Raw genomic sequence first — 13462 nt, 5'->3', positions numbered from 1 at the left:
CTGGCCAAAGAGGTTGATTTTTTCAGCATCGGCACAAACGATCTTTGTCAGTATACTTTGGCTGTGGACAGGATGAACGAAAAAATCACTCATCTATACGATCCATTTAATCCCGGTGTGTTACGCCTTATCCTGAATGTGATTGAACAGGGCCGCTTGCATAATATCCATGTAGGTATGTGCGGCGAAATGGCTTCTGATCCTTTGGCTACTCTTCTATTATTGGGTATGGGACTCGAAGAATTTTCAATGAGCGCAGCTTCTATCCCAGCAATAAAAAGCATCATCATTAATAATACTGAAACTAAAGCCAAACAGATATGCCAGCAGGTAATGACCATGGATAGCTCGGAAAACATTATTGCTTATTTAAAAGAGATACCCCAATGATAACCAAAGATTATATCATCACATCGGCACAGGGAATGCATGCCCGGCCGGCAACTCAGCTTGTAAAACTGGCTAAGGGTTTTAAATCGGCCACCAGTTTAAAAAAGGGCGATAAAACTGTTAAACTCAATAGCCTGCTCAATATCCTTTCGCTTAGCATTAAAGGCGGCGAAACCATTTCGGTAATTATGGATGGTGAGGATGAAGTAAGTGCAGCAATTATTATCGATGATTTTTTTACCAAACAGCTTAAAGAACTTTAAACAACTGTAAAATTGGTGCTCTTCATTGCCGTTGACTTTAGTCAACGGTAGAAGTAATAGCAAGCGGGGCTTTAGCCCAAATGCAAGCGACATTTTGGCTAAAGCCCTTAAATATTTTGCGATTATTCCGTTGACTAAAGTCAACGGCAATGATTTAAAAAACATTAAAAATATAAACTAATAAATGAAAGTAACTATAACACCGCTGTCCGAAGTCTCTGACTTCGGACGATTATGCATGTAGTCTGTGACTACAGTGCATTCAAGTTGAAAAATTAGCTGTATGCCTGTAGTTGCAAACTACAGGCATACAGTATTCGAAGTCAGAGACTTCGAACAGCGAAGGAAGGAATGAAGGAGACGTTGATTTGAAAATTATAAAAAGTACAGCACTATAAATGAAAGTAACTATAACTAAAAGCGAACAAGAATTTGATATAACGGCCGCATGGCGCATCATAGCCCAAATGCTGGAGAAAAACACATCTGTCATTGGCCTTTCAACCGGGCAAACCACCATAGGCATGCACCGCATTGTGTCTGAAATTTACGCCAGATATCCATTCGATGTATCAAACATCACCTTGTTTAACGTGGATGAGCTCACCAACCTTGAGCGCGAATACGCAGGCAGCTGTTATACCATGATCCTGAACCAGATTGCCGGTCCGCTGGGCATCCCTGACGAAAATTTCATTATGCCGCCTACCCTGTCAGATGATTTTGTGGCCGAAAGTATCCTGTTTGAAAAACGCCTTGCCGAACGTGGCGGGGCCGACCTGCAAATGCTGGGCATTGGTAGTAATGGACATATCGGCATCAATCAGCCCGGGACCCCTTTTGAAAGCGAAACATGGGTATCGCCTATGGACCCAGATTTTGAAGCCCGTGTACGCCGCGAAACACAGGTACCACCCGAAATTGAGCTTGGCGGATTAACCCGTGGTGTCAAAAACATTATGCACACCCGCAAGCTGATCCTGATAGCCAAAGGAAGCCACAAGGCCGAAATTGTTAAACAAGCTATCCTTGGCCCGGTAAGTACCGATATTCCGGCTTCCGTAGTGCAATTGCACCCTAACTGCGAGATCCTGTTAGATGCAGATGCAGGTGCTCTGGTAGCTGACTACGCTAAAGAACGCGGCTATAACTGGTAAATAAATCACTTCCATTTCTTAACCCGATATAGAAAAAGTAAAGCCGCCCGATAACCGGGCGGCTTTACTTTTATACAAAATTACACTTGCGTCTAATTTAAATGGCTATTAGCCACATCAAGGAGATACTCCTTCCTGTCATCAACATACTCCCAAAACATTACCCCGGCCATGCCATTCTTCTTTACATACCGGCATTTCTTTTTAATCGACCATTCATCATCAAATGATAGAAACTGGCGGGTAGTGGGGTTATACAAGTATGGCGCTTTTGCACTTTTATCACGATAATATTTAAACGCTTTGTTGGTGAGCAGGCTGTCCTTTATGAAAGTATAGCCACCTCCGCGCATCCGCTCCAGGTTACGCGAGCCAAGTCCTGTTTTGGTACTGTCCGACACCCTTGTTGAGCGGCTGTAAAAAGCCATACCCAAAACAAGCTTATTGCGTGGAACTCCGGCTTCTATAAAAACCTGCGTGCCGTTATCAGAATTATTTTCTGTTTTAAGATATTTTGACGCATACAAACCTGTATGATGATTTGCTATGTCGGCGCCGTAATCGTAAGTCATGAGGTTAATATAATCCAAGCAAGCTCCTACCTTATCCATTTCGGTATTTTGTACAAAATGCCTGAAAGCACCCACAGCTGCAGTAAGCAGCAGCTTTTTGCCGGTTTCTTTTTCAAGGTTGTTTAATTGACTCCTCAATTCTAAAAACAGGCTGGTATAGTTTTCTTTGTCTTCAGGGCGATGAACGTTGCCGGCACCTGTGGCATTAGGATATTCCCAGTCGATATCAATACCATCCATTTTAAACTTGCGTACAATATCAACAGCACTTGCAGCAAAAGCTTTGCGCGAAGTGTCAGTTAACGCCATATCCGAAAAATTCTTACTCCACAGCCATCCGCCTATCGAAATTAAAACCTTCAAATCCGGGTTCTTCTTTTTCAACCCTATCAGATACCTGAAGTTGCTTGTATCCGTTCGGGGATGGGTTAGAAACGCCTTGTTGCCAATCACATTTATAAACGCGTAATTGATATGTGTAAGCTTATTTGGATGAACCATTCCGGTATCTATCAAACCACGAAAACCGCTTACATAGCCAATTATAACGTGCTTTTTATGCTTGTTTTTTTGCGCATAAGCTGAACAGGCCAAAAGTATAAGGCAAAGAAGGGTCGTCAGCCTGGTTTTGTATTTGCCGGGCTGCAATAAGGATGAAATTTTTGTCATTAGAATTTAGGTATGTATAATGTTTAAATTTTTAGGCGTAGCCTTTTCTTTTCGAGTAATCCAACAAATAAGATAATGATCACGGCCGTCAGGAATGAGCGCAGCAGTCCCGGGAAGCCGTTATTAATAACACTGGGGTAATTAATATGAAGTAACTCCAGTATAAATACCTGGAAATACGGGATCAGGTAACAGGTGAGTGTGCTGGTGCCCGCAGGCTTGATCCAGTTAAAGGCATTTATTTTCCCTTTAACGTCAACCACATATATCAGTAGCAGGAATGCCAGCGTAGTAATGCCCGAGCAAATCAACACCCATGCCGGCGTTGAGCGGATCTTGGAAATCCCCTCGGTATAAGACCTTAAAGCAAAGCCTGCTACCAGGAACAAAACACCAATAATAGCCAACGCAGCCCAAATGCGTTGTGTTTTACCCTGCTCAACCAGCTTAGCGTAAATTCCTGAGATAACCACACCACCCATAGTTAAGGTCATGGTTGATGCATCGTGGATTACCCATAGCGGTTTTAAAAAGATAATTGCATTACCAAGCAAGCTTCCTGTAACATCGTTCCCAGCAATGGACACCATTGACTCATCGCGCATTACTTTTATCTTAAATACCGAGTGCGCTAAAATATTAATGACTGCAAGTACTATCCAGGCAACAATAAGGCTGTTCAATTTGCCTTTAACCGCGAAAAAGATCAATGCGCAAACTAAATATGCCCAGCCTATCAAACCGAGGATCCCCCACCAGGAAGGCTCCATGCCCCTTACTTCGCCGTCTTCTCCCCCTTTATAGATCACAGCCATAGCTACCAACAGAACAATACCCAGTATTTGCAGGGAATATTTTTTAGCTTTTACCATAGTCTCCGGGTAATCGAGCCAGATCAGGAAAAAAGCAGTGGTGATAACCAGCGCCCATGCAGCTTTTGGAATTAATGCCGCAGATGAATTATAATCTTCAAGATTTACATGGTAGAACCCCATGATGAGCAAGGCCGCGCTGCGTATCAAAATGTAAAATAAAACCTGTCTGGCGCTATCTCCCTTTTTGATCCGGTTATTGATGGCAAACGACAACGACAAACCTACGATGAACAAAAACGCAGGAAAAATGGTGTCGGCAAAACCCATCCTATCCTCAAAACCTTTGGCATGGTCAATCCATTCGGGAATATGCCTTACGCCGCTGGCATCGTTTACAAATATCATCAGCAGCATGGTGATGGCACGCAGTACATCAATTGATAACAGGCGCTTGGGTAATTGTTGCATGTTTTTTATTTAGGGGTGTTTTATCTAATTTTTACGGAAAATAATGAATTATGGCTCGTGATATATAAAATATTGTTCCCTGCGCCGCCGAACGCTAACCCGGTTGGCCGCTCGGGTACTTTTATCATATTGATCTGTTTACCCGCACTGTCATAAACATAGATCTGCCCGTCGGCTATATAAACGTTTCCTTTATCGTCGGTGGCTGATGCAAATTCGCCTCTTTCAGCAAAGTATTTTAAATCGGTAATAGATCCATCTTTGTTTACCGCTGTGCTCACGGTACGCTTATCATACTCATCGCTGGTATACAAAGGTTTTCCGGGATAGGCAGCAGCCAAAGCTGTCGACCGGGCCAGATCATATACTACCGGAATAATCGTAACGCCATCAGGCGCTACAAAGCATTCGGTTGGCTTATTTACTGTCACAGTATTGAAATCATGATAATCGCGCCAGCGGTGCGCCGGATATAACGCTTTATAAACCGGATTCACCTGCCCCATAGGGATGCTTTTTAGCTTTTGTATAGTTTCGTCTGGATTTTTTGGATCGATAGCGTAAGCCCAGCTTGCAAATCCCGAGTTACCCCATCCGCTAAAAGATGTGCCGGCGGCATCCTCAGGGTTATCAAATTTTTCAGACTTGCCGTTTACCAGATAACCAGGCTTCGGTACATATTTAAAAACAACCAGCAGATTATCATTTTTATCGCAGGCCAATGAGAGCGGCTCCCAGGGATAATCTGCCAGCAAACTAATTTGCTTATCAACCGCCGACCATCTATAGATCCGTTTCATCCGCTGCTCGCTGAAATAAATATTACCCTTGCTGTCGGCACATACCGCCGATGCAAATTCAAAACCGGTCGCCAGCTTATTGATTGTGCCCGGTTGTTGTTCAGCTACATCAGGCTTATCGTTTATATAAAGCCTTGCAAATTCCCATGGCCTTACTTCTGTAGCTGTATTTATATCATATAACGATGAAGTAGTTGTATATTTTATCTGGCTGTAATTATGCACGTTCAACAACTCGATGTTTTTACCGCCCCATTTCCTGATAGAATATGGTGCAGGTTTATTTACCCTGATCACCCTGAACATATATAGGTTGGCAAATACCATATTGCTTGAATTTTCAAGTTCCATCGGCTGGCATTCGGTACTTTCGCGGCTCTCCTCCTCTAACTGCATGGCGTATACCTTCCAGTTGGCAACATTATTAAACCGTACTTCGTTGCGTACATGGTGTTCTATCGACATGGCATAAATACGACCGGAAGTTTGAGTATTGGAGATATAAGTACCGGCAGTGGCGTATGTGTTGGCACTCCAGATATCTTTAAAAGTACCACCGCCACCATCCGTTACCCAGAGGCTCCAGTACTGCGTATCCCATGAAGCGTCCATACCATTCTGAGCACGGTTATAAGCGCCGCTGCCTGTTGTACTTTTGGGTGCTCCAACACGCTGCATCCCTCCGTGCCCGCCAACAAACTTTACATCATTCATATATGATTCGGCACCCGCCATCCATTTACAGGCTACAGCACGCGGGTTATCCGCACTGGTACACAGCCCTATCCCGCTTAAAATATTACTCCCTCCTTTTGACGATTCCAGTAAAGGAACCGGCCCACCAAAACCGCCGAAAGCGGGTGTATTATCAGCAATTAAAAACTGCGTGGCTATGGGATTTAAGCCAATCAATTTGGTATTGGGCTTCAGTTTAATGGTTTGGCTAACGCGATACCAACCCTGCGGTACATAAATGGTTTCGTATTTATCAATAGCGGCTTGTATAGCTTGTGTATCGTCGGTAACGCCATCTCCTTTTGCACCGAGTGTTTTGAGGTTGGCCCAGGTTTCAATACCCGGAAAATCCGGAATATCTTTCTTGGCAGGCTCGGGCATTGCGGTTAAAGGCTCCTGCTCATTAATGGTTTTATATTGCGGATCGGCGTCAAGGTCGTCCATCTGCAGGCCATAAGTGAAGTTTTTTACCTGGTAGATATTTCCTGCTCCCGGTGTTGTTTTACCACTGCGGCGATAGCTGGCCAATACGGGGACATTTCGGCAAACTATGTTACGCAGATTGATCTGGTTGAAAGCGTTATCCTCATTACTGATGATAATAGCAGGACCACTTACACCATCAAAACGGCAATCTTCCATAAATAGTTTTTCATGGTAGTTGGGATTGATACTGATCACGGTTGGTACATGCTTTACGTTCATGCGCACAATGGTAAGCCCTGCTTCCTGGGTACGAATAGCTGCTTCCCGCTGGCCTTCAAAATAGGTATCAACCATCATAAACTGCCAGCCCGGCGATGGTTTGGTGGTATAAATACCATACTGGCCGCCAAAAAAGCGAACATCTTCCATCTCATTGCCTACATCAAACATACCGGCCAATCCTTTGCCAATAGTTACATCTACATGCGCTATAAAACTATGCTGGGCAAAATGGGTGCGCATGGCTACCGCGCAGGGGTTACCTTCTTCTATTTTAAGATTAATGTTTGATATGGAGCTATAAAAAGTTGAAGCGCCGGCATCATGAACCTCATCGCCTGGTTTGGAAAGGTTGCTCACAAACCAAAACATATATTTGGCATGCCCTTTATCATTTTCATAAGCCGTTTGAAAACCGGGCGAGTTTTTTGCGAGGACTATTTGCGGGCGGCTTTTTCCGTAACCTATCAGCCTTACAGCCGTAGGTATAAATATAGTTTTGGAAATTAAGTATTTCCCTTCGGGGATAAAAAGTACACCGAAGTTATGCTCTGTTTTTACTTTAGTAATGGCTGCCTGCAGTTCGTCAGATACATCCGTTTTACCATCCGCCTTGATCTTGAAATTTTCGGGCGTGAAATAAACTGCGTCCGAATCCTGTAACCGGGATTGATAAACGGACTTGCCGCCGGTGTCATTTTTTACAAGAGTTTTACTGCCGAAACAAAAAGTTTGAATAAGAATAAATGCGGTGACTAACAGGGTTCCCTTTTTCACTTTTTTATAATATGGTTTATATGGTGCTGGTATCAAATCCAATGTACATCATATATCAGCGGTAACTTTTAACACATCACGTAAAATTGCTGATAGACGCGTACCGGATAGTCAGTGCACAAATCTATCTGATAGCACTATCTGATGCTATTATTACGGCACTACATCACCACTACCATAGGCAGGAATGCAGCTAAACGGGAAATTAACAACAAAAAAGATGCGGTGGGATAACTTTGACACTTGCCGGAAGAACCAGGAACGGGCTACTCAGAAATTAAAACAAGCTATAGAAACAGCATAAAACAAAAATGGGCAACCAAAGGCCGCCCATTCATTAACTGGTTTTAATGTCCAATTATTTTGCAGTTTTTCTTGCAGGGGTTAATGGAACGATAATAACAGCTAAGAAAAGGGCAACTTCTAATACGGTTAACATAACTTTAATTTTTTAAATGTTTTAATTACTGAACTAACAATGTTTTAAGGAATTACAACCGTTCCTACAGGCATGCTGTTGCAGGGATGCAAGAACAATTGTATCATTCCTGGCAGGGAATCGACTAAAAATATGCCAGTAAAAAATCGACCCTAAAAATCAAGGATTTAGCTTCAAAACATCTTTTTTTAAAATCACACTTTTTTTGAAATCAGCTTTAAAAACCAAAGTTTTTTAAATTTAAATCTGGATTTCACCCTTAGCATCAAAAAATTACACCCAAATCCGGCTATAAAAAATCAATTACCCGTTTTTGGCCGAATTATTTTGGCAAAAACAGTTAAACAGGCTGAAATTTATTTTTAGAGAAATTTATTTCGTACGCTATTTTCAAGGGGCGCTTTACAAAGCAAAAAATCCAACACCCGACATTTTTTTGTAAAAAAATCCACGCCTAATTTTTAGATAATATACGGCTTAGCAATTTGAAAAAAAATAACCGACATTTTGTCACCAGCATGACAAGAGTCAATTTTGGCAGAAAAAATCCACCTTAAAGACCTGACACACACTGACAAAGCATGACACAAACACTACTAAAATCATCTAATTATAGCCATTTACCCCCTATGCCAAACTTTTAAAGCTTTGGAAGGCATTTAAGGATGGCCTTTTTCCAGATACTCACGGCCTGCTCCATTTCCTTTTCATTTAAAGAGGCAAAACCTACCCGCACAAAACTATGTTTAAATGTTTTATCGTAATAATAATCATGGCCCGCGCCTATCGACAAGCCCAATTCTTTGGCTTTTTCCGAAACAGTGGCAGTATTCAGGTCATGAAGATATTTAATCCATATGGCAAAGCCTCCGTTTGGTATTTTAAATGACAGATAATCGCCCAGTTCTTCCTCCAACAAACGACAAAGAATATCCCGCCGTTCATGATACAGCTTATTTGCCTTTTTCAGGTGACGACCAATATCTCCGTTCTTTAACAGGCTCGCCATGGCTTCTTCAAGCAAATGCTCTCCCTGCCGATCAATTAACCTTCTCAACCGGTTTGCCTGAAGCAGAAAGTTAGCCGGAGCAACCATAAAGCCGATGCGGATACCGGGCGCAATGGTTTTACAAAATGAGCCTACATATATTACGTTACCATAATAGTCGGCACTGGCCAGCGGTAAAATAGGGCCACTGATGTAGTGAAAGTCAAAGTCGTAGTCATCTTCAATAATGGCAAACTGGTATTTGGCAGCCAGCTCGAGCAAATGCATCCGCCTTTCAGAACTCAGCGTTACTGTGGTAGGCTGGTGATGATGCGGCACAACATATAGCATGCGTACTTTTTTCAGCTTACAAATGGCTTCAACAGCATTGATATCAATTCCACAGTCATCAACCGGTACAAAAGCCAGCTGAGCACCGGCCTGTTCAAACACTTCATTAGCGCCGCTGTAGCCAGGATCTCCCACAATTACAATATCATTTTTGTTGATCAGTACCTGGGCACACAGGTAAAGTGCCATTTGGACACCCTTGGTAATTAAAATATCACAGGGGCTTACATGCAGACCGCGGGTCTCACCCAAAAAGCGGGCAAGCTCATTTCTTAAATTCTCCGAGCCCTGCTCAGGCCCGTACATCAGGTATTTATGTGTAAAGTGATAGCCTGCCATCCGCCTGTATTCGCGCACCATTAAATCAACAGGTGCAATGCGGGTATCGGGGAAACCCTCGGTAAATGTCAGGTTACCATCGGGCATTGGCACAAACATGCGCAATGGGTTGATCTTGTTGTCATCAACTTTAAATGAGGTTTTAACTGCCAGGCTATGTTTCAGGACTGTTTTTTCGATAGGCCGCGGTGCAACATCAGGCAGGTTTTTAGCAACGTAAATACCTTTACGCGCAATCACATCAACCCAGCTTTGCGCATAGAGCTCGTCATAAGCGGCTACCACTGTTTTACGATGAACGTTTAATGATGCCGATAATGCCCGGCTGGCGGGTAGCGCTGAACCAGGCTTTAAAGTGCCCTGCCTGATATACGCAATTATACCATTGCTAATCTGCAGGTATACAGGAACCTGGCTGCTTTTATCCACGCTTAATAAACTTTCGATGAGCATCATATTGGACTATCTTTAATCTATTTTCTGGACTACAAGTATAGTCCAAAAGCATGGTATTTTTGATCATCAAAAAATAAATACTATGCATATCAATCAAAAACTTTCATCTATATACCTGCGGTTAGCCATTGGAGCAAGTTACCTGTGGGAAGTGGCCGACCGGCTCGGTTTGTTTGGCCCAAACGGTCACCCTCACGTTGGCTGGGGCGACTGGAAACATTTTATCGCCTATGCCAAACAGGTAATGAGTTTTCTCCCCGATGGTATCGTAAATCCACTGGCAACCATTGCAACTATCGGTGAGGGTGGGTTCGGGCTGCTGCTGATCCTTGGCCTATTTACCCGCATGGCAGCTTTAGGCAGCGGCATACTGAGTTTATGTTTTGCTATCGCGATGGCAATTTCTTTCGGCATCGAATCGCCTTTAGGTTATTCCGTTTTTACGCTGAGCGCTGCAAGCTTCCTGCTGGCTGGCGCAACTCAATATTCCTGGAGTTTAGATAGCTGGTTTGCATCACGTATCGTGAACAAAATGCTGGCGACTTACCAGGCACAAACCAACTGAAAGATATAAATATCTTAAACCAATAAGCATCATGACAACTACAGCAACTGCCAAAGCATCACCACCTTTAGTTATCGTAGCCTTCGCTACCGTGTATGTGGTATGGGGCTCAACTTATTTCTTTATACAAATGGCTGTGCAGGGCTTTCCTCCTATGCTGATGGGTGCCCTGCGTTTTTTTACCGCCGGTATCTTGTTACTCGGCTGGTGTTACATTAAAGGCGACAAAGTATTTGTTAAACGGGATATCATTACTTCAGGCATTTGCGGGTTACTTACCTTGTTTGTAGCAACAGGCATAGTGATCTGGGTTGAACGTAATATTCCCAGCGCCATGGTTGCCATTATGGTTTCGGTAAATCCAATTTGGTTTATTATATTGGATAAAGCTAACTGGCGCGTAAACCTGAAAAACCAATCAACCATATTGGGCCTCATCATCGGCTTTGCGGGGATCCTGCTCCTTTTTGGTGAGGCGTTCCTGAAATCGGTTACCGGGAGTATGGACCATGCTAAATTTACCGGCTTATTGTTGCTGCTGGCAGGTCCCATGGCATGGTCGGCAGGTTCATTGTATTCAAAAAAACGCGGTGGTACTGCCCCGGCAAGGGTAAATACATCATGGCAAATGATCATTGCAGGTTTGGCCTTTGTACCTGCAGCGTTTATCCACCAAGAGTTTAAGGGGCTTGACGTTACTGCTATTCCGCTGCAATCGTGGATGGCTATTGTTTACCTGATCATATTCGGATCAATCGGCGCATTCAGAGCATATGTTTGGTTGTTACAGGTAAGGCCTGCAACACAAGTTAGTACCCATTCATACGTAAACCCGGTTATCGCCGTACTGCTTGATGTTTGCTTCGCACACGAAAGTATTTCGCTGGTTCAGGTTTTGGGGTTAATTGTAATTTTATTTAGCGTATTGCTTGTTAATCTTTCAAAATACGGAAAACTCAAATTCAAAGCACCAGTGACCAAAACAATCGGAAACATTAATAACTGCGAACAGCTGAGCGCAGTTTCTGATCTAAAGCAGATCAAAGCTTTGGCTAAAATAGCTTACCGGATATAAAGCCATTTTGCAAAACAATACTTTATGACAACTACCAATAAAATGAGTAAAACCATTATATGCAGCACATGCGGCACCCAGCTTTTAGCTAAACCTGATATACCTGCATTTTGCCCGATCTGTACAGATGATCGCCAGTATGTTCCGGAGAGCGGTCAGCAGTGGACTTTTCCTGCCGAACTTGAGTATAGCACCATTAAAATAACCCAATTAAATGAACACCTGTACGCACTTAAAATAGTACCTGATTTTGCAATAGCTCAAAGGGCCTTACTACTTATTTCGCCGGGTGGTAATGTTTTATGGGATTGCATCCCGTATTTGGATAAATCTACAATAGATTTTATCCGGGCTAAAGGAGGATTAAAAGCAATAGCCTTTTCGCATCCACATTATTACAGCAATATGGATGACTGGGCCAATGAGTTCGACTGCCCAATCTACATTCATCAAAATGACGCAGAATGGATGCCGTTTAAAACACCGCATATCCGGCTATGGAACGGCGATAGAATGAACCTATGGGACGGGATAAATATAGTACATATCGGCGGGCACTTTGCAGGCAGCTGCGTATTGCATGTGGCCGGGTTAACACCTCAGGGCACCATGCTTTGCGGCGATACTTTTAATATAGCCCGCAGCAAACGGCACATGGCTATCATGTACAGCTATCCAAACATTATATTAGTCACTAAAACAGCGTTTGCCAAAGCGTATCAAAAAGCATCCCAGCTTAATTTTGACACGGTATATGGTGCATTTGAAAATCAGGATATTGAGGGCAATGCAATGGAGATATTTGGGGCTTCGATGCAACGGTATAAGGATAGCTATGGAATTTGAATTATAAAGGAGGATGATGATGTTTAAGCTTAACTATGATCGTATCCACAGATATCTCTTTACTCCTGTAAATGATTTGGATCTTATTTTTACGAACCTTTTTGGCCAGCCCGCTAAAGCTTGTCAGTTCTTTCAATAATCGCTGGTTTGTAGTATCTGAATTTGTTATCACAACCCCGCCTATCCCGAAAAGGCCGTATTGATTGGAAACTTCAGGCAGTTGCGGGAGCTGCCATTCCCATATCGGAAACCAGTAAAGAGTAACCCATTTATTATTTTTATAGGTCATTATTGAGTATTCGTTTAAACTCGAAAAATCAGCTTTGTTTCTCACTAAAGAAATCTCATCCGTTCCGTTGCCGTCAAGATCGCCTTCATTTTTCAAGTAAAGCAATCCAAAATTATTCTCTTTGGCTACATCCAGTTTATGAATAGCGGGATTGCTGCAAGTGATAAATGAATACGTTTTTTGCTCATCCGCCATTTTCAAATCGTAATCATAATCTGCATTAACATAAAACTTATTGGTTTCTTTGTGGGTTTTGCCGCTAAAATAATGTTCTGTAAGAGTATCCTTTATACCATCGCCGTTAAAATCACCCGTAACAACAAAACGATAACCCCAAACCGGCACCGGCTTTTTCACTTCGCTGCTTTTGGGCTTAACACGCGCCTTCAATTTTGTATAGTTACCCGTTTTCTGCTTATCAGAATTAACATGATTACAAGAACAAACTAATAAAATCACCACAATTAAAAAAGGCAGGCTGCGGAACACATATATCGAATTAACACATTAAATTTAAGTGTTTTAAGGCTAATAAAAGCGAGCAGGCAGCATCATTAAATGCATTTTTATTTCCATTAAAAATTAAGGTAAAAAATCTGATATAAATTGCAATTACAAAACCCATTGTGTTATATTTACACAATAGCATCGGTATTTACTTTTTTTGAGTATTATTGATGTGCTATACTTCTTCTTCTTCCTTATCCCTCAAAAGTGCAGGGATACATTGCTTTAAACCAATTTAACCAAATACAATTATGAA

General features: G+C 42.5%; 11 protein-coding genes. 6 read left to right on the top strand and 5 right to left on the bottom strand.

From position 1 onward, the window contains the following. The 3 genes from VF500_RS16140 to VF500_RS16130 all read left to right on the top strand — a co-directional run. Nucleotides 1–390, top strand: a 390-nt coding sequence (locus tag VF500_RS16140) for a putative PEP-binding protein (protein WP_330860659.1), incomplete at its 5' end; no start/stop codon positions are given. Then, nucleotides 387–653, top strand: a complete 267-nt coding sequence (locus VF500_RS16135) for an HPr family phosphocarrier protein (RefSeq protein ID WP_330860658.1) — start codon at nt 387–389, stop codon at nt 651–653. The genes VF500_RS16140 and VF500_RS16135, both read left to right, overlap by 4 nt. A gap of 398 nt (nt 654–1051) precedes the next feature. Then, nucleotides 1052–1810 carry a 6-phosphogluconolactonase gene (locus tag VF500_RS16130; RefSeq protein ID WP_330860657.1) on the top strand — a complete coding sequence of 253 codons (759 nt, stop codon included), beginning with the start codon at nt 1052–1054 and terminating at the stop codon, nt 1808–1810. A gap of 92 nt (nt 1811–1902) precedes the next feature. Here the strand turns inward: VF500_RS16130 and VF500_RS16125 are convergent, their stop codons facing one another. The 4 genes from VF500_RS16125 to VF500_RS16110 all read right to left on the bottom strand — a co-directional run bounded on the left by VF500_RS16125 (nt 1903) and on the right by VF500_RS16110 (nt 9924). After that, on the bottom strand, nt 1903–3051 hold the full coding sequence (locus VF500_RS16125; RefSeq protein ID WP_330860656.1) for a glycoside hydrolase family 18 protein: 1149 nt from the start codon (nt 3049–3051) through the stop codon (nt 1903–1905). Between the two features lie 23 nt (nt 3052–3074). Then, on the bottom strand, nt 3075–4334 hold the full coding sequence (locus tag VF500_RS16120; protein ID WP_330860655.1) for a DUF5009 domain-containing protein: 1260 nt from the start codon (nt 4332–4334) through the stop codon (nt 3075–3077). Between the two features lie 20 nt (nt 4335–4354). Further along, on the bottom strand, nt 4355–7351 hold the full coding sequence (locus VF500_RS16115) for a glycosyl hydrolase family 28-related protein (protein ID WP_330860654.1): 2997 nt from the start codon (nt 7349–7351) through the stop codon (nt 4355–4357). Nucleotides 7352–8430: 1079 nt separating this feature from the next. Continuing rightward, complete coding sequence (locus VF500_RS16110; protein WP_330860652.1) at nt 8431–9924, bottom strand: PLP-dependent aminotransferase family protein; 1494 nt, start codon at nt 9922–9924, stop codon at nt 8431–8433. A gap of 82 nt (nt 9925–10006) precedes the next feature. On the opposite strand from VF500_RS16110, the gene VF500_RS16105 reads away from it, so the two are divergent. Genes VF500_RS16105 through VF500_RS16095 form a run of 3 tightly spaced genes read left to right on the top strand, consistent with a single transcriptional unit; the run spans nt 10007 to nt 12410 of the window. Then, nucleotides 10007–10489 (top strand): TQO small subunit DoxD, encoded by a 483-nt coding sequence (locus VF500_RS16105; RefSeq protein WP_330860651.1) that lies wholly within the window; start codon nt 10007–10009, stop codon nt 10487–10489. A 31-nt stretch (nt 10490–10520) separates the two neighbouring features. Then, the gene (locus VF500_RS16100; RefSeq protein ID WP_330860650.1) at nt 10521–11564 is read left to right on the top strand and encodes an EamA family transporter; all 1044 of its coding nucleotides are present in this window, start codon (nt 10521–10523) and stop codon (nt 11562–11564) included. A 24-nt stretch (nt 11565–11588) separates the two neighbouring features. After that, nucleotides 11589–12410 (top strand): hypothetical protein, encoded by an 822-nt coding sequence (locus VF500_RS16095; protein WP_330860649.1) that lies wholly within the window; start codon nt 11589–11591, stop codon nt 12408–12410. Between the two features lies 1 nt (nt 12411). Here the strand turns inward: VF500_RS16095 and VF500_RS16090 are convergent, their stop codons facing one another. Next, nucleotides 12412–13089, bottom strand: a complete 678-nt coding sequence (locus VF500_RS16090; protein ID WP_330860648.1) for a hypothetical protein — start codon at nt 13087–13089, stop codon at nt 12412–12414. Nucleotides 13090–13462 lie beyond the last annotated feature (373 nt).

Origin of the sequence: Mucilaginibacter sp. (genome assembly GCF_036383575.1) — a bacterium.
Taxonomy (GTDB): domain Bacteria; phylum Bacteroidota; class Bacteroidia; order Sphingobacteriales; family Sphingobacteriaceae; genus Mucilaginibacter.
Note: the sequence above shows the minus strand (reverse complement) of the source record. Positions and strands in the feature narration are given on the sequence as shown.